22 protein-coding genes are annotated in these 23,685 nt (G+C 68.6%); 12 read left to right on the top strand and 10 right to left on the bottom strand.

The features are described 5' to 3' along the window. Window positions 1–479: 479 nt before the first annotated feature. On the bottom strand, window positions 480–1,862 hold the full coding sequence (locus Q0283_RS01705; RefSeq protein ID WP_298042244.1) for an MFS transporter: 1,383 nt from the start codon (window positions 1,860–1,862) through the stop codon (window positions 480–482). A 197-nt stretch (window positions 1,863–2,059) separates the two neighbouring features. Here Q0283_RS01705 and Q0283_RS01700 point away from each other — a divergent pair, with 197 nt between their 5' ends. The 3 genes from Q0283_RS01700 to Q0283_RS01690 all read left to right on the top strand — a co-directional run bounded on the left by Q0283_RS01700 (window position 2,060) and on the right by Q0283_RS01690 (window position 5,275). Next, the gene (locus Q0283_RS01700; RefSeq protein ID WP_298042240.1) at window positions 2,060–2,821 is read left to right on the top strand and encodes an IclR family transcriptional regulator; all 762 of its coding nucleotides are present in this window, start codon (window positions 2,060–2,062) and stop codon (window positions 2,819–2,821) included. A gap of 66 nt (window positions 2,822–2,887) precedes the next feature. Further along, a complete protein-coding gene (locus Q0283_RS01695) occupies window positions 2,888–3,796 on the top strand; it encodes a shikimate dehydrogenase (RefSeq protein WP_298042238.1) in 909 nt (302 codons plus the stop codon). Between the two features lie 156 nt (window positions 3,797–3,952). After that, window positions 3,953–5,275, top strand: a complete 1,323-nt coding sequence (locus Q0283_RS01690) for a CynX/NimT family MFS transporter (protein ID WP_298042235.1) — start codon at window positions 3,953–3,955, stop codon at window positions 5,273–5,275. Between the two features lie 132 nt (window positions 5,276–5,407). On the opposite strand, the gene Q0283_RS01685 is transcribed toward Q0283_RS01690, so the two are convergent. From Q0283_RS01685 to Q0283_RS01675, 3 genes are all read right to left on the bottom strand, one after another. Further along, on the bottom strand, window positions 5,408–7,129 hold the full coding sequence (locus tag Q0283_RS01685) for a SulP family inorganic anion transporter (protein ID WP_298042232.1): 1,722 nt from the start codon (window positions 7,127–7,129) through the stop codon (window positions 5,408–5,410). Between the two features lie 298 nt (window positions 7,130–7,427). Then, entirely contained in the window at window positions 7,428–8,723 is a 1,296-nt protein-coding gene (locus Q0283_RS01680; RefSeq protein WP_298042229.1) for a sodium:proton antiporter, read from the bottom strand. A 136-nt stretch (window positions 8,724–8,859) separates the two neighbouring features. Further along, window positions 8,860–9,435 (bottom strand): hypothetical protein, encoded by a 576-nt coding sequence (locus Q0283_RS01675; RefSeq protein WP_298042227.1) that lies wholly within the window; start codon window positions 9,433–9,435, stop codon window positions 8,860–8,862. A 217-nt stretch (window positions 9,436–9,652) separates the two neighbouring features. Here Q0283_RS01675 and Q0283_RS01670 point away from each other — a divergent pair, with 217 nt between their 5' ends. Together Q0283_RS01670 and Q0283_RS01665 are read left to right on the top strand one after the other, a co-directional pair. Next, complete coding sequence (locus Q0283_RS01670; RefSeq protein WP_298042224.1) at window positions 9,653–10,102, top strand: hypothetical protein; 450 nt, start codon at window positions 9,653–9,655, stop codon at window positions 10,100–10,102. A gap of 14 nt (window positions 10,103–10,116) precedes the next feature. Continuing rightward, window positions 10,117–10,443, top strand: a complete 327-nt coding sequence (locus Q0283_RS01665; protein WP_298042222.1) for a carboxymuconolactone decarboxylase family protein — start codon at window positions 10,117–10,119, stop codon at window positions 10,441–10,443. Between the two features lie 251 nt (window positions 10,444–10,694). Here the strand turns inward: Q0283_RS01665 and Q0283_RS01660 are convergent, their stop codons facing one another. From Q0283_RS01660 to Q0283_RS01640, 5 genes are all read right to left on the bottom strand, one after another. Further along, the gene (locus tag Q0283_RS01660) at window positions 10,695–11,192 is read right to left on the bottom strand and encodes a hypothetical protein (RefSeq protein ID WP_183529240.1); all 498 of its coding nucleotides are present in this window, start codon (window positions 11,190–11,192) and stop codon (window positions 10,695–10,697) included. A gap of 407 nt (window positions 11,193–11,599) precedes the next feature. Next, window positions 11,600–12,316 carry a triacylglycerol lipase gene (locus tag Q0283_RS01655; RefSeq protein ID WP_298042217.1) on the bottom strand — a complete coding sequence of 239 codons (717 nt, stop codon included), beginning with the start codon at window positions 12,314–12,316 and terminating at the stop codon, window positions 11,600–11,602. Next, window positions 12,313–13,062, bottom strand: a complete 750-nt coding sequence (locus Q0283_RS01650; RefSeq protein ID WP_298042214.1) for an alpha/beta fold hydrolase — start codon at window positions 13,060–13,062, stop codon at window positions 12,313–12,315. Before Q0283_RS01650 ends, Q0283_RS01655 begins: the two co-directional genes overlap by 4 nt. 227 nt (window positions 13,063–13,289) lie before the next feature. Further along, window positions 13,290–14,906, bottom strand: coding sequence for a BCCT family transporter (locus Q0283_RS01645; RefSeq protein ID WP_298042257.1), 1,617 nt, complete (start codon window positions 14,904–14,906; stop codon window positions 13,290–13,292). A gap of 215 nt (window positions 14,907–15,121) precedes the next feature. After that, window positions 15,122–16,078, bottom strand: a complete 957-nt coding sequence (locus Q0283_RS01640) for a flavin reductase (RefSeq protein ID WP_298042212.1) — start codon at window positions 16,076–16,078, stop codon at window positions 15,122–15,124. A gap of 187 nt (window positions 16,079–16,265) precedes the next feature. Here Q0283_RS01640 and Q0283_RS01635 point away from each other — a divergent pair, with 187 nt between their 5' ends. The 7 genes from Q0283_RS01635 (at window position 16,266) to Q0283_RS01605 (ending at window position 21,857) form a co-directional block, all read left to right on the top strand. Then, entirely contained in the window at window positions 16,266–16,949 is a 684-nt protein-coding gene (locus tag Q0283_RS01635; protein ID WP_298042209.1) for a GntR family transcriptional regulator, read from the top strand. Between the two features lie 30 nt (window positions 16,950–16,979). Then, window positions 16,980–17,648: an amino acid synthesis family protein gene (locus Q0283_RS01630; RefSeq protein WP_298042206.1), complete on the top strand. Its 669-nt coding sequence runs from the start codon at window positions 16,980–16,982 to the stop codon at window positions 17,646–17,648. Then, complete coding sequence (locus Q0283_RS01625) at window positions 17,645–18,193, top strand: amino acid synthesis family protein (protein ID WP_298042203.1); 549 nt, start codon at window positions 17,645–17,647, stop codon at window positions 18,191–18,193. Before Q0283_RS01630 ends, Q0283_RS01625 begins: the two co-directional genes overlap by 4 nt. After that, entirely contained in the window at window positions 18,193–18,966 is a 774-nt protein-coding gene (locus tag Q0283_RS01620; protein ID WP_298042200.1) for an alpha/beta fold hydrolase, read from the top strand. Before Q0283_RS01625 ends, Q0283_RS01620 begins: the two co-directional genes overlap by 1 nt. Next, window positions 18,959–20,440 (top strand): aldehyde dehydrogenase, encoded by a 1,482-nt coding sequence (locus Q0283_RS01615; RefSeq protein WP_298042198.1) that lies wholly within the window; start codon window positions 18,959–18,961, stop codon window positions 20,438–20,440. The genes Q0283_RS01620 and Q0283_RS01615 overlap by 8 nt, the downstream gene beginning before the upstream one ends. Window positions 20,441–20,446: 6 nt before the next feature. Then, on the top strand, window positions 20,447–20,653 hold the full coding sequence (locus Q0283_RS01610) for a tautomerase family protein (RefSeq protein WP_298042195.1): 207 nt from the start codon (window positions 20,447–20,449) through the stop codon (window positions 20,651–20,653). A gap of 106 nt (window positions 20,654–20,759) precedes the next feature. Then, on the top strand, window positions 20,760–21,857 hold the full coding sequence (locus Q0283_RS01605; RefSeq protein ID WP_298042192.1) for an LLM class flavin-dependent oxidoreductase: 1,098 nt from the start codon (window positions 20,760–20,762) through the stop codon (window positions 21,855–21,857). 510 nt (window positions 21,858–22,367) lie between these two features. Here Q0283_RS01605 and Q0283_RS01600 read toward each other — a convergent pair. Then, entirely contained in the window at window positions 22,368–23,537 is a 1,170-nt protein-coding gene (locus Q0283_RS01600; protein ID WP_298042189.1) for a glutamate--cysteine ligase, read from the bottom strand. Window positions 23,538–23,685 lie beyond the last annotated feature (148 nt).

The following is a 23,685-nucleotide window of genomic DNA, read 5'->3' as shown; positions in this document are numbered from 1 at the left end:
GAGGAACCCCACCGAACACACCCACACGTGACCTGCACAAAGAACAGTGCCCCTCTCGGGGCATCCCGTAGGACCCGTCCGGTGAACCATCCCGATGACGGGGCGGCATCCGAAGCACGCCCGAACAGGCCGTCCTGACGCGCCGAGCCATGTCCATTGCAGTGACTCCAACCACGCGATCCCCGCCGCCCTACCTTCCTCAAAAGAACGTTCGACTCCCGAGGACGGTTCTGGGTCCCGGCAAACGGTGCTTGTCGAGACCGTTCGCGCGAAGTCAGGGCGATGGGGGTGAACTACGAAGACGAGCGGTCAGGCCTGGCGGGTGTTGATAGGCGGCGCAGGCGATCTGCTCAGGCTTGTCCATTGGCGACCCGGTCGTAGTCCTGGACGTCATGGGGCGGCCCCAGAAGATTCGTGTCTTCTGGGGCCGTCCCGTCCGGTGAGGCAGTGCTCTTCGGTTGCCTGACAGGGATGGTGGTTCAGCGGCTGACGGCGCCGTGGGCCTCGGGGTGGTGGACCGGTGCGCCGAGCTGGTCCAGGGGGGTGCGGTAGGTTTCCTTGGCCCACAGGGCGCCGATGGTGGCGATGATCGAGGAGCCGGCCACGATCCAGGCCGCGGGCCCCCAGTTGGCCGGGTCGCCGCCGACCAACGCGGTGCCGAGGGTGGGGGTGAAACCGGCGCAGAGGATGCCGATCTGCAGGCCGATGGCCATGCCGGAGTAGCGCACCCGGACGTTGAACAGTTCGGGGAACCAGCCCGGGTAGATGGAGTTCGACGCCGCGTAGGTGCCGGCGGTGATCAGGGTGCTGGCCAGGAAGATCATGGCGATGTTCCCCGTGGAGAGCACGTTGAAGTAGACGAAGATCAGCACGGCCGACCCTGCGACCCCTCCGATGAACATCGGCTTGCGCCCGACGCGGTCCGAGATCGCCGCGAACAGGGGCTGGGTGAAGATCGCCAGGGCGTTGCCCAGGATGCTCACCCACAGCATGGTCGCGGCAGGGATACCCACCACCTGGGTGGCGTAGGCCAGACCGAAGGCCTGCATGAAGGTGTTCGTCACGACCTGGAAGGACATCAGCGTGACCTGGAAGAACTGGGCCGGGTGAGTCCGGAACATCTCGGCGAAGGGCAGCTTCACCAGGTCCTTGTGCTCGGCCTTCTGCTCGAAGACCTCGGGCTCCTCCAGCGACCGGCGGACCAGGTAGGCCACGACCAGCACGACGAGCGAGAGCCAGAACGGGATGCGCCAGCCCCACGCCAGCCGTGCCTCCTCGGACATGGCCGCCACCGGCAGGAAGGCCAGGGAGGCCAGCACGATGCCAGCGGAGATGCCACTCATCGCGAAGCTGGGGAAGAACGCCCGGCGCCCGACCGGAGACTCCTCCATGGTCAGCGCCGCAGCCCCGGCGGTCTCACCACCGGCAGAGAGGCCCTGCAGGACCCGCATCGACACCAGCAGGATCGGCGCCCAGTACCCGGCCGTCTCGAAGTCCGGCAGCACACCGATCAGGAACGTCGCCGCCCCCATCAGCACCAAGGTCATCACCAGGGTGTTCTTGCGTCCGATCTTGTCCCCGAGGTGGCCGAAGACGAAGGCGCCCAACGGGCGGAAGACGTACCCGACCCCGAAGATCGCGAAAGACTGGATCAGGGCCACGGTCGGGTCCCCAGCCGGAAAGAAGATCTGGCTGAAGATCAGGGACGCGGCAGTGGCGTAGATGAAGAAGTCGTAGTACTCCAGCGCCCCGCCCAGGAAGGCGGCCAGGGAGGCCTTGCGGGCACGCTTGAGCTGACGCTGTTCCGCCAGCGAATCAACGGCGGGCGCGGATGAGGTATCCGCGGGTGAATGGGTGGACATCAAGGTGACTCCTGCTGATCAGAATCGGTGGGGTGGGTCCGCCCGTGGGTGTGCCCTCGGGACCGGTGGGAGTGGCAAGGACGTGAGCTCCGATGAAGACAGCCACACCCTGTAGTTCATTTCATATATTGGCAACTGTTGCTGCATTCTGGTTTACGAGTATGCTGTGAGTCACAACACGTGTCAAGGAGGAAGCTATGGCCGCCGCGAAATCCGGTACCGCGACCAAGGTGCTGGATCTGCTGACCCTGCTGGGGGACTATCCGGACGGGGCCACCGCCGGCGAGATCGCCGAGGCCACGGGTCACCCGTTCAGCACCGCCTACCGTTTGGTGAACACCCTGGTGGAGGCGGACTTCGTCACCTACGACCCCTTGGACAAGCGTTACCGCTTGGGGGTGCGCCTGTACCAGCTGGGCCAGAAGGTCGCCCACCAGCGCGGGTTCGATGGGGCGGCCGAACCCATCCTGCGCCAGCTCACCCAGGACACCGGGGAGAGCTCGGTGCTGCACGTCCTGGACGGCGACCGCAGCCTGACCGCCATCAAGGTGGACGGACCCCAGTTCCGCACGACCACCGACCCGGGCGACCGGGCACCGCTGCACACCATCGCCTCGGGCAAGGTCCTGCTCGCGTTCGCCGACCCCGCCACCAGGGACCACCTGCTCGAGACCATTGATCTCACCCCGCGCACCGAGCACTCTGTCACCGACCGCGAGGAATTGCGCCGCCAGATCGAACAGGTCCACCAGCAGGGCTGGGCCGGGCAGTCCGAGGAGAACGATGTGGGCATGGCCGGCATCGCCGTGCCCGTGCTCTCCCCCGCCCACCGGCTGATCGGCGCGGTCACCCTGGCCGCCCCGATCTTCCGCACCACCCTGGACGGCTTGAAGGAACACCTGTCCGCCCTGTGCCAGGCTGCGGACCGGCTGGCCGCGGAACTGCCCGCCCGCCCCTGAGCGACCCGTGGCCTTTTAGCCACGTTTCACCGACAGCCGCCTGCACCGCCCCCTCCGAGGAGTTCCATGAGCACCACGTCCGAGTCCTACCTGGTGGGTTTGATCGGGTCCGGCATCACCGCCAGCACCTCCCCCGCCCTGCACGAGGCTGAGGCCCGCCACCACGGCCTGCACTACCTCTACCGTCCCATCGACCTGGACCTCATCGGCCGCCCGGCCCAGGACGTCGGCGAGTTGCTGGCCGCCGGCCGCGACCTGGGCTTCAACGCCTTCAACATCACCCACCCCTGCAAGCAACTCGTCCTGCCCCACCTCGACGAGGTCGCCCCCGAGGCCGCCGTCCTGAAGGCGGTCAACACCGTGCTCATCCGCGAGGGGCGGTTCATCGGCCACAACACCGACCAGTCCGGTTTTGCCGCCGGACTGGCCACCGAACTGTCCGACGCCCCCAAGGACACGGTGGTCCAGCTCGGCACCGGCGGGGCCGGCTCCGCGGTGGCCGCCGCGCTGTTGGGCGAGGGCGTGCAGCACCTGTACCTGATCGACGTCGCCCCCGCCCGTGCCACCGAACTCGCCCACGCCATGAGTGCCATGTTCCCCGGCCAGACCGTGGACGCCGCCACCACCGCGGACCTGCCCGGACTGGTCCGGGCCGCCGACGGCATCGTCAACGCCACCCCGGTGGGCATGCACCACCACCCCGGCGCTCCTATCGACACCGGGTTACTCGATGGCACCCAGTGGGTGGCCGAGGTGATCTACCTGCCGGTGGACACCGACCTCATCGTGGCCGCCCGCACCGTCGGCTGCCGCGTCCTCGACGGTGGGCACATGGCCGTCGGTCAGGCCTTAGACGCCTTCCGGCTCATCACCGGCATCGAACCCGACCGGTCCCGGATGCGCGCCCACTTCCTGGAGATACTCAAGACCCGGCCCAGCGGGGCCCAGAATCGAACACTTCAAGCCCAGCCGTAGATCCCCGCGGCGCGCCGGGATCTCCTTGCCCCGCAGATCCGGCCGGCCACCATGGCCAGGCTCGCCACGCTCCCAGCGGGACAGGCGCCCGCGGACTGGCACACTGACAAGGGCACGCGCGGTGTGATGGTCCGGTTGGGGCCAGTCCAGCGCCCGGTGCCCACAGCCCCGAAGGAGACCGCCACGAACCGCTCGCCAGCACTGCGCCCCGCCCTGCCCTGGGTCATCGCGGGCATCGTCGTCCTCGCCCTGAACCTGCGCGCCCCCATCATCGCGCCGACTGCGGTGCTGGGTCCGATCCAGGCCGACACCTCACTCAACGCCGTCGGCGCCGGCCTGCTGACCGGCCTGCCGGTCCTGATCTTCGCCCTGGCCACCCCGCTGGCCACCCGATGGATCCGCCGCTTCGGCCCCGAGGTGGTCGTCCTGCTCTGCCTGTCCGGTGTGCTCGCGGGCACCGTCATCCGCTCCACGGGTCCGGCCTGGGTGGTGCTGGCCGGGACGGCGGTCATCGGCGTCGCGATCACCCTGGGCAACATCGCCGTGCCGGTGATCATCCGGCGGGACGTGCCCTGGCGCCAGGTGTCCCTGGCCACCGGCGCGTACTCGGCGGCCATGAACGTCGGTTCCATGCTCACCTTGTTGGTCACCGCGCCCCTGGCCGAGGCCGTGGGCTGGCGCTGGGCGATTGCGGCCTGGGCGTTCCTCACCGCCATCGGGCTGGTCTACTGGCTGTGGTGGTCCCGGCGCCTGCGCACCCGGGCCACCGCTGCCCCGGAGCCTGGCCCCACCGACGCTTCCCCGGCCACCTCCGCGGACGGCGTCCGGGACATCCCGACGCCGGCAGGCGCCTCCGCCACCGGTCCCGCCTCGGCCCCGGGGGCGGTTCCGGGCCCGGTCGCCGGCCGGCCCCGCTTCCGGCTGATCATCGTCCTGCTCACCGTGGCCTTCTGCGGGCAGTCCGGGGCCTACTACGCCACCACCACCTGGCTGCCGACCCTGCTGAGTGATGCCATGGGGTTGGCCGCGGGAGCCTCGGGGGCCACGGCGTCGCTGTTCCAGGTGGCGGCGATCGTGGGGGCCTTCGGGGTGCCGGTGCTCACGCTCCGGGCCCGTGGGCTCTGGGTCCCGGTGGCCGTGATGGGAGTGCTCTGGATCATCCTGCCCCTGGGCCTGCTCCTGGCCCCGGAGGCCTACGTGCTGTGGTCCATCATCGGCGGCATCGCCCAGGGCGGTGGGTTCACCGCCATCTTCTCCATCATCGCCCGGGTGGCCGTCACCGACGCAGAGGCCGCCTCCGGTTCGGCGTGGGTGCAGACCGGTGGTTACCTGGTCGCCACGATCACCCCGCCCCTGGCCGGCTGGCTGAACGCGACCTCTGGTGGCTGGACCGCTCCCCTGCTGCTGGTGCTGGTCCTGACCGTCATGTTCTGCACCGGCGGTCTCCTGGCTGCGCGGCTGGCCCAGCGACCATCGTGAACTCGGCGGGCACACGCACACCTCCCGAGTTCCCTGCCGCCGACTCCTGACCGGCAGCGATCGGCCCGGTTCCTAGAACTGGGGCCGTCTCCGCATGAGGAACCGCAAGGCCGGGAGCCGTGATGACGCCACCTAGCCGGTGCCGCCGTCGCGGTCCCGTCGTGCGGCCGCCCGCTGCGCCTCGACGGCCCGGTGGATGTTGCCGTGGATCCTGTCCGCCCCGATGGCCTCGATCACGCCGTCGCGGTCCAGGACCCCCCGGGCTGCCGGCCTGAGCCGGGTCAGCCGCAGGATGACGCCCGCGTCATGAGTGAGGGCCACGATGTCCGCCATCTTGGCCGAGCCCTGGGAGTCGACGAAATTGATCCCCCCGCAGTCGAGCACGATCCCGGTCAGGCCAGGGCTCTCATGGATGATCTCGCGCAGCCGGTCCTCGAGGGCGTCGGCCGTGGCGAAGAACAGACCCCCGTCCAACCGGAGCACGGCCACGTCGGCGAGCACCTCGTCGCCGGGGTGCTCATCGGCCTCCCGGAAGACCCGTGTGCCCGGTTCACGCCCCAGGACCGGCATCGCCGGGTGCGTGGCCACCGCGATGAGCCAGATCAGTGAGAGCCCGATGCCGATGAGCACGCCCGCCAGCACGCCGACGAGCACGGTGGCGAAGATCGCCGCCACAGCGATCCAGAAGTCGACCTTCTGCACGCGGGCCAGCCGCCGCATCTCCGGCACGTCCATCATGCCCATCACGACGGCCTCGATGATCAGCGCCGCCAGCACGGGCTTGGGCAGGATCGAGAACAGCGGTGCCAGGATCAACAGCGTGAGCAGGACCGTGGCCCCCGAGGTGAGGGAGGCCAGGCCGGTCTTCGCCCCGGAGTGGTCGTTCAGGGAACTCGCTGACAGGCTGGTCGAGACCGGCATGCCCCGGAACAGGCCTGCGGCCATGTTGGCCAACGACTGCGCCAAGGACTCCTGGTTGATGTTGATCTGGTAATGATGCCTGGCGGCAAAGGTCCGCGCGTCACCGGCCGTCTGGGAGAAACCGATCAGGACCAGTGCCACGGCCGCGATTGCCGTGGTGCCCGCGTGGTCCCCCATCAATCGGACGTCCGGGGCCTGCAGCGAGGGCAGTCCCCGGGGAACGTCGCCGACCAACGCCACTCCCCGTGCGCCGAGGTCGAGCACCGCCGCCGCGAGCAGTCCGCCCACCACGAGCACCAGGGCACCGGGAACCCGGGGCACGACGGCCTTGAGTCCGAAGACGACGGCGAGGGCGAGTCCGCCCACGACCACCGTCGTCGGGTGTGCCTCGCCCAGCGTGCCCACCCAGGACCGCAGTTCCTGGAGCGGGTTGGACCCGGTGACGTCCGTCCCGGTGAGCTTGGGGAGTTCTCCGATCACGACGTCGATCGCCGCGCCGCAGAGGAAACCCGTGACCACCGCCTTGGACAGGAACTGCGCGATCCAGCCGATGCGCAGCACGGCCAGGACCAGGAACACCAGTCCGGATGCCAGCGTGATACCGGCGACGAACGAGGCGGTATCGACCTCACCGGTGATGCCGGCCGCGAGCACGGCGCTGGCGGCCACCGCCGCCAGACCTGAACTGGGACCCATCGAGATCTGCCGGCAGCTGCCGAAGATCCCGTAGACCAGCGCTCCGGCGGCGGCCGCGTACAGCCCGTTCTGCAGCGGGATCCCGGCGATGCCCGCGTAGCCCAGGTTCTTGGGGACGATCAGGGCGGCGACGGTCACTCCGGCGATCAGATCGCCGCGCAGCCACGCGCGGTCATAGGTGCGGAGTTGGCCGATGATGGGGACCCGGCCGGGGCGTTGTCCTGGTGCCCTCGCCATGGGCCAGTCTTACCGCACGTCCCACCGCCTGCGCCACGGTCCCGGTGCCGACGGTGCCTCGGTTACCACCGGCCCCTGAAGCACGCCGGATGGGGTTCGTCAGGGTCCGCGCCGTGCGCCTGGAGGTGGCCGGTTCGCTCCTCACGGGCTCACGGTCATCACGTTCGATCGAGAACGGATGGTGGCCGCCCGGACCGGGTCGGCCAGTGCGGTGTCCCTCTGCGGGATGGACGGTTGGTCGTCGGTGGGCGCGCAGGCTGATGAACCGTCCGCTCATCGTGTCAGTCCTTCCGCCCGTCTAGCGGTGGAGACCCAGGCGCCGTCGGGACGCGGGCGCGACCTGCACGTGTTCCGGTGCATTCGCCGACAACCCGGCGGCCCAGGTCCCGTAGCGGATCGCCAGTGGACCGGCGCTGAGGCCGTGCGCCACGATCGAGACCAGCACCGTGACCGCCGCGACGTCCAGCACATGGTCCGCCAGGCCGGTCGTCCCGAGGGACTGCAGGGCGACCAGCGCGAAGATGACCGTGGCGAGTCCACGGGGACCGAACCAGCCGACGAAGACGATCGTGGCCGGCGACCAGCGCGAACCCACCATGGCCACGGCCACCGGCACCATGCGAACCACCGTCAGCGCGCCCAGCGCCACCAGGACGGTCTCCGTCGTCATGCGCGCCAGCGCCGGGCCGACCATGGCGGCACCGAACAGGAGCCACACCACCTGGGAGGCCAGGACTCCGAGCGTCTCGGTGAAGGCCAGTTCCTCTTCGGCAGCCCGCATGCCGGTGGCCGTGGTGAACGCGAGCCCGCCGAGGAAGGCGGCCACGAACCCGTTGGCCTCGATCGAGGTGGCCCCGACGTAACAGACCGACGCCAAGGTGAGCACGGCCACCTGCACGGACAGCGGTGAGGTCCACTCCCGGCGGCGGCACCACCGCAGCACCAGCCCACCACCGAACCCCACACCAGCCCCGACGGCGACACCCACCCCCAGGGAGTAGACCGCCCGTACCTGCCAGCTCTCCCCACCGGCGATGCCGGCCTGGGAGGCGGCGACCGCGATCAGTACGGAGACGACCGGCGTGGCCAGCCCGTCGTTGAGCCCACTCTCCATGCCGAGGATCCGCCGCACCCGGACCGGCACGCGTTCATCGCTCACAACGGCGGCTCCGAGCGCGGCGTCCGTGGGGGCCAGGATCGCCGCGACCAGGGCGGCGGCCACCCAGCCCCGCTCAGGGAAGACCGTGATGACCAGCACCGTTCCCGTGATGATGGTCAGCGGCAGGCCGATGCCCAGCAAACGCAACACGGGCCCCAGATCCCCACCGACCTTCCGCGGGCTCAGGCGCGCCGCGTCACAGAACAACAGCAGGGAGAGGGTGACCTCGGCGACGACGAGGAACCAGTGTGCCTGCGGGTCCACCGCCACCAGGCCGAACCCGGCGCTGCCCACCAGCACCCCGACCGCGACGAAGACCATGGCCGCGGTGATGCCGACGCGCTCGAGCCACCGGCAGATGAGCGCATAGACCATGACCGTCCCGACCAGCAGCAGCGGAAGACCGGCGCCCGCAGCACCGGAATCATCACCCACCGCGCACCTCCGAGGCTGCTGTCGTCTGGCCTCCTGGAGGCCCTGTCGCCACCCCGTCTCCGAAGTGTTCAACACACCCACATCTTGACCCTGAACACACCGCGATAACAGCAACGGGGATCGCCTAGTGCCAGCGTTAGATGAGCCTGGAGTGGGTCCGCCTCCGGTGCAGCAATTGGCCCCATGGCGATGATGAGGTGGCATCGGACAGGGTCCGTGGGACTGACTGGGCGAGGACGGCCCAGGCGATCTCGACGGGCACCGCCGACGGCGGGGTGAGTGACTCCAGATCGACCGCGTGGATGTGGTGCTCACGACCGTTGGTGACGGTGATCAGTGCCGTTGCTCCGGACCGTTCGATCCTTTGATAGCGCCACGGTGTCTTGGCCGGTGGATGGTTACGCGTCAGGCTGGCAAGATCGCCGCAGTACTGGCCCAGATCTCGCAACAACTGGACCCATCGGTGGTGCCTGAGGCGTTCTTGGACGTCCGCGGACCAGGGATCCGGGGATGAGATATCATCCGGGCAACCTGCGTGCAAGGCGTCGGCGATGACCTGTCGAGCGGCGGGAAGCCGGAACGTGCAGACTCCGGCGGGTGTGCTCACCTGCACGTGCCCCCGGTCGAGGAAATCCACCCAGTCACACAGCGGCCTTGCCCGCGCGTCCTCAACGGCGGACAACTCGCCCAAAAAGATACCGATCTGGCCCACAGCCGCTCTTTCCGACTGGGCTCGCCACGTCACTGTGGCTGTTGGGCCCGCCGCGTGCCACGGCACCCGGTGGGTTTGAACCGCACTGTGCTCTGATGCGCGTCATTCTAGATCACCGGGAACGGGCGAGGCCTGGTTTTCACCCGCTGGGGAGGAGGTACCGCGCCGGCTGCGCGCCCATAGTGGACGGGACCATTACAGCGGGCAGGAGGCCGAGATGAACACCACCACGCCGACATCGGACGCCGCGGGCACCACCCTGACCAGGCACCCTCCGGAGAGCTCAGGATGGGTGGGGTGGCTGGTCTTCGCCGCGGTCCTGATGATCCTGCTCGGGGCCTTCCATGCGATCCAGGGACTCATCGCCCTGTTCAACTCCGAGTACTACCTCGTGGGCCCCCAGGGGCTCTCGATTCACCTGGACTACACCACCTGGGGATGGGTCCACCTGATCGCCGGGACCGTGGTCCTCGTCGCCGGCATCGGAGTCCTCGCGGGACAGTTCTGGGCGCGGCTCGTCGGCATCCTGCTGGCCGTGGTCAGCGCGCTGGCCAGCTTCGCGTTCATCGCCGCCTATCCGGTGTGGAGCTGCATCCTGATCGCCCTGGACGTCCTCATCATCTACGCCCTGGCCGTGCACGGCCGGGAGATTCGCCAATACCCCTGAAGGGAGACTTGACCATGGCCAACGACGAGAACCCCGTCATCGACGCCCTCGCCGAGATCACCGCCGCGTCCATCGACCACTGCACTCTTGATCCCCGTGAGTTGATGCTGGCGCGGATCGCGGTACTCGCGGCCGTCGACGCCCCGCCCGCCTCGTATCTGCTCAATGCCGGTGAAGCCCTAGACGCCGGTATCACCCTGGAGGATGTCCAGGGGATCCTCGTCGCCGTGGCCCCGATCATCGGCACCCCGCGGGTCGTCGCGGCAGCCACCCACCTCTTCGAGGCGCTCGGTTTCGCCACCGGTCTTGAGGCGCAGGCCGAGACCGCAGGCGACGAGTAAACAGCCGGGCGTCCGCGGTCGGCAGACGGGACCTCATCGGGAGCCGCGTGGGGTACCCGACGCGTCAGTCCTGTCACACCGCACCGAGGCAGGATCCTTTCCCTGGTCGTTCGTGCAGCAGAACGGAGACGGTGGTTGCAGGGCCTGGCCGGTCCATCACGAAGACGATGAACGCGCCCAGGGCGATGACACCGATCCGCAGCGGTCGACCGGCCCCGGCCACTCCCAGCGCGGATTCTGGCCGGGTGCGGCTAGCAGGTGATATCGCGCCGAAGGTTCTGCAGCGCTGCACGCACGTCGTCTGCCTCGTCCCGGAGGGACACGATGGCCTCGGGCACGGCGCTGTCATCCGGGACCGCGGCGACCGCGGCACGGAGCTCACTGACGCTGGCCTCGAGCTCTGCCACGCGGTCCTGGGCAAGATCCCGCGCGTCCCTCACCAGGGCGTCGAAGGACGCGGTCACCTTCTCCCGCGCCATACGGATCTGCTCGAGACTGGACTCGGGCTTCAGGGTGGCCCGGAACTCGACGAGGGCATCAGCGAAACGGTCCGCGGACGCGCAGGCCTGCGAAACCCCCTCTGACGGGTCTGGGCTTTCCGGCGCGGGCGTGCTCTCCTGGGCGGTCGAACTTGCCGGTGCAGGTGTACTTTCCTGTGGGCCCCCGCCGGTACATGCCGCCACGGCCAACAACAACGTGGTAGCGCCGATAGCCACAACGCCTGTGGCCGATGAGCTCTTGAAGTGCATGGTGGCCTCCTCCAGGCCCGTCCTGGGCCGATCCGCTCCTGGGGCACCACGGGAGGGCCAGGAGTCTGGTGACTGAAGCATGCTGTGCGGTGGGCCCGCGCGCCTCACCCCCGGCAGATGAGATGTGGCTCGAGGCCCCTCCGGGCGATACACAGTCCTGGTTGACGCCAGATTCTCCGCCCTGGCCCGCACCACCGCAGCAGGCCCAGCAGGCTGACCCCCACCTTCGCCATCATCGGCGCCAGACACCGTATCGCTGGAGCCTCCGGCCAACCGCCGCGCGCAGCCGATGGACCCCACCGGCACGAATATTCACACCGCGCTCAGGGTCGGAACGCGCGGCGAGGCCCCCGTCGTCCAGTGCGGCATTCTCGTGCGACCTCGACCCTGCTGCCCGTGATTCGGCCCTAGGGACTGGAATCCTCCGGTTCAGCCAATGCCTGCAGCAGGATCTCCGGCAGCGAGGGATCGTTGAGGGTGCGGAAGTGCCCTTCCGAATCCAGCTTGATGTTCCTGGCACCGGGCAAATGACTCCCGACGGGGATATGCGGGTCGAACGTGCTGAACACCGAGGTGATGCGGTGGTTGATGGACCGGTCTTCGGACAGCGCACGCAGGCCGCGGTTGCGCGGCGAGAATGCCCGGATGCTCGGGTCCAGGAACAGTCCGGCGTACACGGATCCGGAAAACGGGCTGTTCACGGCGACCATGTGCCGGATCCGCCCGGCCGACGTGGACGAGAGCATCACGTGCTTGCCGACCAGACCGCCTTTGCTGTGCGCCACGATCGTCACGTCGCGCAGGTCGGCCTCCCGAAGGTAACCGGCGACCAGCGCGGCCATCCGACCCAGCTCGCCGCGGTTGTAGCCCAAGGTGCGGACCACGTGGACCGGGTGCCCGGCCGCATGCAGCGTCCGGGCTATCCGGTGCATGAACTGCCAATTCTCGTAGACTCCGGGGATCAGAAGCACCGGCCGGTCTGCGCGCGGTGCCTGCTGGTAGGGTGCCGGGTCGGTGCGGAACAGCACGCCATCCACCTGCCTGAGGCCCGCATGGCAGTAGTCCAGCAGCCACCACCAACCGCGAACCGGTAGCCGGGCAGCGGCCTTTGCGATGCGCTTCACGATCTGGCTGCCAGGTCAAGGCAATGCCGGGCCACGGCTACCGGGCTGCGGTACATCACGGCATGGGCCTCGCCGGGTATCTCCGTCATGACCGCCGCCGTGCCGGCAGCCGCCAGCTCGGCCAGCCACGACCGCGGGGCGATGGGGTCGTGCTCGCCCCGCACCAGGACGATCGGGGCATGGACCAGCGGTAGCCGCTCCTCCAACCGGTAGTCGATCATGTACGCCGCATTGGCGTAGTACCAGCGGCGCCCGCAGCGGAGATAGTCACCGGCCGCCGTCCAGGCCACCTGGGGCGGCTCCCAGAGGGTGTCCTGGATCAGGCGCCGTCGCTGCATGCGGAGGGTCCGCTCCCGGCTGTTGATAGAGGGCCCGAGCAGCACCAGCGACCGGACCGCGGCCGGATCCGCCAGGGCCATTTCGACCCCGGTCAGACACCCCATGGAATGTCCGACGACGATGAACCGGCCCCCGTGTAGCTGCCGCAGCGCCTGCGCGGCCAACCGGCCGGTTTCCCGGATCGGCAACGCCTGCACCGGGCGCCGTGCAGCACCGAAGCCGGGCAGGTGCATGGCGTGCACCGTTGCCGTGGCCGCTAGTTCCCGGGCCAGGGGAACAAAATACCGTGGGGACATCCCGATTCCGGGCACCAATACGAAGCAATCGGACCCCGAACCCCGGGTTTCGATCATGAATTCGGTGCCTTCCACCTGAAGGCACCGCCGTTCCACATCGCTGATGCGCACACTGCCTTCCTTTGCCTGCCGCATAGGCGAATAAGGGCCTATTTTACCGCCGCTGCCGCGAAATAGGCCTCGCCCTTTCCGCGCGATCGAGGCGCTGATACGTATCGCACGGGTGGAGCATGGGCCGGCTGACGGTTGGATGTCCCAAAGCCCCGACCCCCTCCTCCCTCGGGGTGAGGGGCAGGGGGCCGGGGCTGGGTTCGGCCTATGCGGGCAGGACCGTGGAATCAGTTCGGCACTGTCGCGTCGGGCTCGGGGCTGGGGTTGGCCTCCTCACTGGGCCGAGTCCTGATGGCGGCGGTGGTCAGGTCCTCTCGTCTGACGGGCAGGGTGGTGTCGAACTGGGGGTCGGCGCGCAGTTCGCGGACCAGGCTCACGGCCAGCAGGGCGACGATGATCGTGAAGGGTAGCGCCGAGAGCATGGCGGCTTGCTGCAGGGCGGCCAGTCCACCGACCAGCAGCAGGAGGATGGCGGACACGCCGGTCAGTACGCCCCAGACCGTCAGCACGGGGCGGGTGGGATTGAGCGTGCCGCGCGAGGACAGCATGCTGAGCACGAAAGTGTTGGCGTCCGCTCCGGAGACGAAGAACAGCACCACCAGCACGATCGCGATGACCGAGGTGATCTGCACCAGTGGCAAGTGGCCGAGCATGTCGAAGAACGCGGAGTTCACGTCCTCCAGGGCGGCCGCCCCGATCTGTCCGCCGCCGTAGAGGTCGACGTGGATGGCGGTGCCGCCGAAGATGGTGAACCAGATGAAGAACACCAGGCTGGGCACGGCCATCACCCCGAAGACGAACTCGCGGATGGTCCGGCCGCGGGAGATCTTGGCCAGGAAGACCCCGACGAAGGCGCCCCAGCTCAGCCACCAGGCCATCATGAAATAGGTCCACCACTGGAACCACTGGACATCCTCCGGGGTGGTGGGGGTGATGAGGCTGACCTGGAAGAAGTCGCTGAGGTACTGGCCCACGGAGCGGAAGAACAGATTGCTGATGAAGTTCGTGGGACCGGCGAACAGCACGTAGAGGCCCAGGAGCGTGGTCAGGGTCATGGTGATCTGGCTGAGGTACTTGATGCCCCGGTGCACCCCGGACAGGGCCGAGAGGGTGAAGAGCACGGTGATGACCGCGATGATGAGCACCTGCGGCAGGACTCCGGTGGGGATCCCGAAGACCCGGTTCATGCCCTCGCTGATCTGCGAGGCGCCCAGGCCCAGGGACGTGGTGGTGCCGAAGAGGGTGGCGAGGATGGCGAAGACGTCGACCACGTGACCGAGCCAGCCGTCCATTCGGTCACCGAAGATGGGTCGGAGCATGGGGGAGACCAGGCCGGTGTTGCCGCGGCGGTGGGTGGAATAGGCGATGGCCAGACCGAAGACCCCGAAGACCGCCCAGGCGTGCGGTCCCCAGTCGAAGTAGGAGAACTGCAGGGCCCGCACCGCGGCGTCGATGGTGCCGGGTTCAGCCAGCCCGTGGGGTGGGGCGGCGAAGTGCGAGATGGGTTCGGCCACTCCGTAGCTGATCAGGCCGATGCCCATCACGGCGGAGAGGATCATGGCCAGCCAGGCGACCGTGCTGAACTCCGGGCGGTCGTGGTCCCCGCCCAGGCGGATCCGGCCGAAGCGGCTGAACGCGAAGTAGAGCAGCATCAGGATGCAGCCAAGGGTGACCAGGAGGTAGGACCAGCCGACGCTGGCGGCGACCGCGTTCATGGCCGTGGTCATGGCCCCGCCGAGGCTCTCGGGGGACAGCGCCGCCCACAGCATGAATGCGGCGATCAGGGCGATCGAGGTCCAGAACACGGCCCCGGGCCGGTTCCGGAGCAGTTCCGCGCGCAGCATGGCCTCGGTGATCGGTGTTTTCTCCAGGCCGTGCCCGGGGAGTTCAGGCCCCTCGGGCTCGGATCGGGATACCTGCTCCCGCGCAGGCGTGGAGAGCGTCTGCTCTGCCCGACTGCGGCGCGTACGGTCCGGGCGGTCGTCGTTGGTGTACATGGGTCCTCCAATAAGGAAGGGGGCCGCCGGCTCAGGTGAACCCACGGTCGGGGTGGGGTGGCCTAGAGCTGCTGCAGGCCTCGGCCGTCGTAGAACTTGCCGGCCTTGTAGAGGATGGGAGCGTCTTCGGTGGACTCCGCGTACTGGACCCGGCCGATGAAGACGGTGTGGGTCAGGGCCTGGAAGCGTTCCTTGATCTCGATCTCCAGGCTGGCGGCGGAGTCATCGATCAGCGGGCTGCCCTGCGGGCCCTCGTGCCAGGCGACCTGGCTGAACTTGTCCTTGTCCTTCGAGGAGAACACCGACAGCGCATCCCCCTGGGTGCTGGACATGATGCTGATCCCCACATGCGACGCCCGGAACAACGCCGGGTACGTGGACGAGGTCTTCTGCACACAGACCAGCACCAGGGGCGGGTCCAGGGACACGGACACGTACGAGTTCAGCGCGAGCCCCCGTGGGGCCCCGGTCTCGTCCTTGGTGGCCACCACCGTCACTCCGGTGATGAACTGCTTGTTGAAGGCCTTGAGCATTTCCCTCGGCGGGGTCCCCGGGTTGGCGGGGCTGTCGACGACGGCGGCCACGTCTTCGGGTTCGAAGGCGGACTTCAGCGACGGCAGCCCGACGTCGGCCAGCAGTTCACTGGCGTCCCAGGTGACCTCCTCGCGGACGATCTTCCCATCGCGGAAGGTCAGGACATTGGAACCGCGGGTTGTCACCACGGTGCCGGTCGGGGGAACGTCGTGAAGCGGGGCGGAGAAGGTGCCGACGGAGTGCCAGAACATGGCCGCCTGGTCCCCGTCGAGCAGGAGGGCGTCGACCGTGGTCGTCAGATCGGGGAAGGCAGCCCGGACCTCGCGGATCTGGTCCTTGTACTGCTGACGCGACAACGGCTGTTCATTGGCGGCGCTGTAGCGCACATAGTCCTCGGCCAGCACCGCGTCCAGGGCATCGAGCTGACCGTGATCCCACGCGGCGCACCAGGTATCCATCACGACGTTCTTCAGATCCTCTTGCATGCCACAGAGAGTAATGTGCATCACATACAGCCGTCAATACCGCAGAAATCAGCGCTATATCGCTCGATCCGGGCGATCCATTGACATCGTCTTGTATGCATGAGAATCTTCTGGCATGCCACAGACCACCTCTACGATCGAGAGCCCCGCACCTGCGGTGGAGGACCGTTCCTCGTTGCTTCATCGGATGCGTTCCAAGGTCCTGAGCGGCCAGTACGCTCCGGGAGAGCTCATGCCCGAGGCCGTGCTTGCCGAGGAATTCGGAGTCAGCCGGACGCCGATCCGCGAGGTGCTCAAGCAGTTGCAGAACGAGGGACTGGTCGAGATCAGGCCCCGGGTGGGGACCTTTGTTCGGGTGCCCACACGCCGGGAGGTCGTGGAGCTGTTCCAGCTCAAGGAGTCCCTGGAGGGTCTTGCCGCAGGACTGCTGGCCCGCCGCGGGCCGGTGCCGGAGCTGGATCGCCTCGCGGAGAATTTGAAGCGTTCGGATGAGGCGGTGCTCTACGACGACGCAGCCGCCTATGCCTCGCTGGTCCATGACTTCCACTGGACGATCGTCCGGGGGGCGGACAACGCCAAGCTGTTGGAGCACTACGAGCGGCTGATGAACCAACTCGCCTATCAGCGCATCGTGGTCACGACCGTCCAACGCCCCGGCCGGCTGGCCGCCTCGACCCGGGAACACCACTCGGTGCTGGAGGCCATCCGCCACAAGGACGCGATCGGGGCCGAATCGGCCATGCGCGTGCACGTGCACGCCTCCAGTTACGCCGCCCTGAGCATCCCCGAGGGCAACGCCCCCTGGGAGAGCGCCCCCGCAGACCCTGAACAAGCACACACGGACACCGGCGCAGCCGGCGTCACCGGGTGACCCCGTCCACCTTCGCAGCAAGGAACCACGATGACCATTGAGTCCAAGGCGGCCACCGCCACCCCGACCGCCCCCACCGAGTCATTAGAACGCCTCGCCACGGCCCTGGGGGTGCGTGCCCTGCACACGGTGTGCGACGAGATCCTGACCGAGGGCGGGTCCGCCCCCTCTCATCCGCTGAGGCAGGCCAGCGCCATGGCCGTGGTCCGCAATCCCTGGCTGGACACGGACACGACCGAGGACCTGGAGTCGCATACCCGCCGGGTCGCACCCGTCCTGGCCAAACTGCTCAGCGACCGGCTCCTGAAGGCCCTCGGCGGAGCGGACCAGGTGCAGACCTTCGGCAAGGCCGCGATCGTCGGTCTGCACGGGGAAGTCGAGCACGGCGGCGCGCTCATCCACACGCCCTACTTCGGGAACCTGGTCAGGGAGTTCCTGCAGGGCAGCTCGATCATCTGTTTCACCGACGGCCGCGCCACCGCCGGCAGCCAGGTGCGCGTGCCGATGTGGCACAAGACCCACGCCGCGTCCCGGGCCCACTACCAGGCGATGGAGGTCCATCTGCCCGACGCCCCGCATGCCGACGAGATCTGCGTGATCGCCGTGGCCTCCTCCGGGCCCCGGCCCCACGCCCGCATCGGGGACCGCACCACCGATGAGGTCATCACCTCCGACATCCTGAAAGGAATCACCCCATGAACGTCCGTAAGATCACCACCCTTGTTGAGGAAACCCTCTCGGAGGGCGGCCGTGCCGTCGAACCGGCGGCACGCGTCGTCATCGTGGCTGCTGTGATCGACAACCCGTGGGCAGGTCAGGGCTTCGTGGAGAACCTGAGCGCCGGGATCGACGCGGTCGCCTCCGACCTGGGCGCGCTGCTGGCCCCTCGGGTGATGGAAGCCCTGGACGCCCCCCTGGAGGCCTACGGCAAGGCCGCGATCGTCGGCCTCGAGGGGGAGATCGAACACGGCTCGGCGTTGATTCACACCCTGAAATTCGGTGACCACTTCCGCAACGCCGCCAACGCCACCACGCTGCTGCCGGCCGTGGAGAAGCGTGCAGCGGCCGGCACGGTCTTCGACATCCCGCTCAAGCACTTCACCGACGCCACCATCCGCTCCCACCACCAGAGCGTGGAGGTCCGCGTCGCTGACGCCCCGCATCCGGGTGAGATCCTCATCGCCCTGGCCGGCGCGGCCCAGGGCCGGCCACACCAGCGCCTGGCGCCCCTGGGATCAGACTGATGACCGAGGCCACTGAGTCAGTGCCCGTGGTGCTGCTGCACGGGGTCGGCCTGGACCGCACCATGTGGGGCCCCGTGGTGGACCTCTTGGACGCCGCCGGCCTGCAGGTCGAGGCACTGGACCTGCCAGGGCACGGTGGCCAGCCACCCCTGCGGCGCCCCACCGACCTGGCGGAGATGGCGCAGAACGTAGTGGAGCGGATCTCTGAGACGCGGGTGCATCTGGTCGGGTTCTCCCTGGGTGCCCTGGTCGCGCAGCGCATCGCCGTGGACCACCCGGACCGAGTGGTCACCCTGACCTGCATCAGCACGGTCTGCCGACGCACCGACGAGGAGTCCGCCGCGGTCCGTCGGCGCCTGGAGACTGCTGGAGAGGACTTTGCCACCGGAGTCGACCGGGCCCTGGACCGGTGGTATCCGCCGGAGGCGGCCGTCAGTGACGCCCAACGGCAGGCAACCCGGGCCACCCTGTTGGCCAACGACCGTCAGTCCTACCTGCACGCCTATGCGGTCTTCGCCACCGGCGACCAGCAGATCGCCCCTGACCTGCATCGCATCCACGCACCCACCCTGGCCGTCACCGGGGAACTGGACCCCGGCTCCACCCCGGAGATGACCCACCGGTTGGCGACGGCGGTCCCGCATGGCCGGGCCGTCGTCGTCCCCGGGGTCCGGCACATGCTGCCGGCCGAACGCCCCGAGGTGCTCGTCGAGCACCTCCAGCACCATCTCGCAAGCAGCGAACAGCACCCAGAAGGAGCCCATCATGGCTGAACGGCTGACTCACTTCATCGGCGGGCAACACCGCGAGCCGGCAAGCGGTGAGTACTTCGAGAGCACCAACCCTGCCACCCTCGAGGTGCTGTATGAGGCCGCCCGCGGTGACGCCCAGGACGTCGCGGCTGCCGTGGACGCCGCCCGCACGGCCTTCGAGTCGACGTCCTGGCGCCGCACCACCCCCACCCAGCGCGGCCACCTGCTGCGTCGGCTGGGCGATCTGATCGGTGAGCACGCTGAGGAACTGGCCCGCTACGAGAGCCTGGACAACGGCAAGCTGCTGCGCGAGATGCGCGGTCAGCTGCGATCCCTGCCGGAGTACCTGTATTACTACGCCGGGCTGGCCGACAAGGTGCAGGGATCACAGATCCCCACCACGTCCCCTGCCATGATCAACTTCACCCAGCGTGAACCCCTCGGGGTGGTCGGGGCGATCACCCCGTGGAATTCCCCCCTGACGCTGACGGTCTCCAAGCTCTCCCCCGCCCTGGCCGCCGGCAACACCCTGGTGATCAAGCCCAGCGAGTACACCTCCCGCACCATCCTGCGCCTGGCCGAACTGGCCCACGAGGCCGGGTACCCCGACGGGGTGGTCAACGTCGTCACCGGCCTCGGCGCCGAGGCCGGTGCGGCCCTGGTGGACCATCCGGGCCTGGCGAAGATCTCCTTCACCGGATCCACCGGCACCGGAGCGGCCATCGCGGCCAAGACCGCCTCCCGCTTCATCGGTTCCACCCTGGAACTGGGTGGCAAGAGCCCGAACATCGTGTTCGAGGACGCCAACGTGGCCAACGCCGCCATGGGCGTGGTGGCCGGGGTGTTCGCGGCCGCCGGACAGACCTGTATCGCCGGAGCACGGGTGTTCGCCCACCGCAGCGTCTACGACGAGTTGCTCGAGCGCGTCACCGCACGGGCCGCGAGCATCAAGATCGGTGACCCCCTGCAGGACGAGACCGAGCTGGGCCCGCTGGCCTTCAAGGACCAACTGGAGAAGGTTCGTTCCTACATCGACATCGGCACGAAGGAAGGTGCGCACCTGCATTACGGCGGGCAGCGCCCGGACATCGACCTGCCCGGATACTTCCTGCAGCCGGCGCTGCTGACCGAGACCACCAATGACATGCGCATCAACAAGGAGGAGATCTTCGGTCCGGTGGCCGCCATCATGCCCTTCGACACCGAGGAAGAGGTCCTGCACCTGGCCAACGACACCCAGTACGGGCTGGCCGCAGGCGTGTGGACCCAGAACCTGTCCCGGGCCATGCGCATGTCACAGAACCTGGATGCCGGAACCGTGTGGATCAACACCTACCGGGCCATGTCCCCCATGTCTCCCCGGCAGGGCTTCAAGTCCTCCGGAGTCGGGATCGAGCACGGGCTGGAGTCCATGCACGAGTACACCCGGCTCAAGAGCATCTGGATCAACACCGACGAGGGGCCGGTCGCGGACCCCTTCATCATGCGGGGGTAGGACACGATGCCCCTGATCGAGATCTCCATCGGCACCGGCCGCACTCCAGAACAACTACGCGCCCTGATCGACGGCGTGCACCAGGTCGCCGAGAAGACCGTGGATGCCGCCAGTGAGAACATCACGGTCATCATCCGCGAAGTAGAACCACAGCATTGGTCACGGGGAAACCGGACGATCGCCGAGGCGCGAGCGACCACGCCAGGCTCCTGACCCGACCACCGAACCGGGCGGATACCGTCCCGGTCCCGCCCAGACCTTCAGCAGAACCCCCATCCGCAGGGCGGCGAGGACGCCGCCCCGACAGAAAGGCCGCCCCATGCGCTTCTCCCTCTTCGTGCACATGGAACGGTGGGACGATCAGCTCTCCCACCAGGAGCACTTCCAGAACCTCACCGAATTGACGCTGATGGCCGAGGCCGGTGGATTCAGCACCGTCTGGATCGGCGAGCACCACTCGATGGAATACACGATCTCCCCCAGCCCCATGCCCCAGCTGGCCTACCTGGCCGCTCGCACCTCCACCATTCGGCTCGGCGCCGGCACCCTGATCGCGCCGTTCTGGAACCCCATCCGGGCCGCCGGCGAGACTGCCCTGCTCGATGTGATCAGCGGCGGCAGGGCCGAAGTGGGCCTCGCGCGCGGCGCCTACCAGTTCGAGTTCGACCGTCTGTCCGGCGGCATGCCCGCCGCCGAGGGCGGAAACTACCTGCGCGAACTCGTCCCGGCCGTCCGTGCACTGTGGCAGGGTGACTATGCCCACGATGGTCAGATCTGGCAGTTCCCCACCTCCACCTCTGTCCCCAAGCCCATCCAGCAGCCGACCCCACCGATGTGGATCGCCGCCCGCGATCCCGACACCCACGACTTCGCCGTCGCCAACGGCTGCAACGTCATGGTCACCCCCCTGATGAAGGACGATGAGGAGGTGGAGAACCTCGTCGAGAAGTTCAACACCGCCGTGGGCAACCATCCCGAGGTCGATCGTCCCGAGATCCTGGTCCTGCGCCACACCTACGTGCACGCCGAGTCCGAGCCCGATGCCTGGCGCCCGGCAGCAGAGGGCATCAACCGGTTCTACCGCACCTTCGACGCCTGGTTCGGCAACAAGACCGCCCCGGCCAATGGCTTCCTCGAGCCCAGCCCCGAGGAGAAGTTCGCCGAGCGCGCCGAGTTCACCCCCGACTCCCTGCACCGCACGGCGATGATCGGTACGCCGGCGGAAGTGGTGGAACGGCTGAGGCACTACGAGGCCCTGGGCGTGGACGAGTTCAGCTTCTGGAGCGACAACTCCCTCAGCCACGAACAGAAGAAGCAGTCCCTGCAGCTGTTCATCGACGAAGTGGTCCCGCACTTCCAGAACCGCACCGCCGCTGAAGACGGACAGCAGCCGGCCCGCGCTGGCCTGCCTTCCTGAGCACACCCCTGATCCGGAGGAAACGGCGCAGACACACAGGCCCTGGCCAAGACACCGAACGGTCCTCGATGTGAGGTGACACGGATGATTCCCTGGCCAGGGCCTGTCGTTCTCTCGGCTCAGGGCGGTGAGCACTGCCGGGGCATCGACCCGGCCTGATCTCCGCCACCGCGTAGGGATTCACAGCACCCCTGAACTAGAACTGCAGGGGGTTGATGTGCCCATAATCACTGACGATCCGCAGAGCGCGGAGAACGGAGGAACACCATGCGTGGTAGCAGTCTTGTCTGGACCATCGTCGGCATCCTGGTGGCCATCGCCCTGATCATCTGGATCGTCTCGGCTCTGTAGAGCCCCGTTCTCCACGCCAGCCTCCCTGGTGGGCTGCGCGGTGCCGGAGGAGCCGGAGGAGCCGGAGACGATGATGCCGGCGTGCCCTCAGGGCGGTGAAGCCCGCCCCGGGGCCGGCGGTGACTTGGACGCGGACCAGCAGGCCCCGCTCCTCGGGCCCTACGACACGGCGGCCGGTGCCCCCTGGGGGGTGTCGTCCTCCGGGCGCGGCAGCACGAGCGACTCCGAGAGGCCGGGCGGGGCCTGGTGGGTCGCGGCCAGGGCGGCGGTCATGACGTCGCCGAGGCTGTGCCGTTCGGCGTAGACCTCCCGTTGGTACTGGGAACCGGTGCCCTCGCGCAGGATCTTCGCGACCCCGGCCTCGATCGCCGACCGCTCCCCATACTCGGCCAGCACCGGACCCACGACGTGGAGCAGGCGGATCATGACGTCCCCGGCGGGTGCGGGGGTGCCGGTGGCCGGATCGATCAGCTCTCCGGCGACCCCGTTGCGGCTGGCCTGCCAGGACCAGGCCCGCAGCAGCGCGGCCGGCACGGGCATGGCCGGGGACCCGTCGGCCCAGGCGCGGGCGACCGTCTCCACCAGGGCACGGGTGAGGGCGGCGATCACCGCGGCATGATGCGCGTCCAGGCAGACGTCGGCCACCCGGATCGCCACGGTCGAGTGGTGTTCGGACAGGCGGGCGTCGAAGTAGAGCATGTCAGCGTCCACCGGCACCTGGGTGTCCAACAGGGCCGACCGGTAGCGGTCGTAGGCGTCCCGGGAGCCGAAGACATCGGTGGGCCCGGCGGTGGGCCACCGGGACCACACCTGGTAGCGGTACGAGGCGAACCCGGTGTCGTCCCCGTGCCAGAACGGGGAGTTCGCGCTCAGGGCCAGCAGGGTCGGCAGCCAGACGCGGATCCGGTCCAGCACCGCCACGCCCTCGGCGCGGGAGTCGACGCCCACGTGGATATGGAAGCCGTTGGTGAGCTGTTCGGCCACGGTGAGACCGAACTTGGTGGCGATCCTGCGGTGGCGCAGTCCCGGCACCGGGTGCGGGGAGACCGGACCCAGCGCCGTGGGCAGGGCCACCACGCGTCCGCCCACCCGGGCGGCGGTCCGCTCTGCCAGTGCGCGCCCGGCACGGATGGAGGCCAGCTGCCCGGCCAGGGTGGTCTGGGGCGGGGAGATGACCTCGAGCTGTTCCTCGTGCAGTTCCTCGCTCACCTGGTGGCCAGTCGGCGCCGGCTCGTCCTGCAGGGCGGCGGCCCAGTCCCCGGCCGGCAACGGTTCGCCGGTGCCGGCATCCACCAGCAAGAGTTCTTCTTCCACCCCGAAGGTGCGCATGAGGGCCTCCTCGTCCGTCCTGCCCCTCGTCCCTCACTACGGAGGGTGCGGAGCAAGCGGCACACCCACGGGCGAACCCAGGATTCTACGTGTACTGACTACATGTTCGCTGGGAGGACCAGGCCTCCATGCCGGGCCCCGGACATCA

Source organism: uncultured Citricoccus sp., assembly GCF_937871995.1.
GTDB lineage: Bacteria > Actinomycetota > Actinomycetes > Actinomycetales > Micrococcaceae > Citricoccus.
Note: the sequence above shows the minus strand (reverse complement) of the source record. Positions and strands in the feature narration are given on the sequence as shown.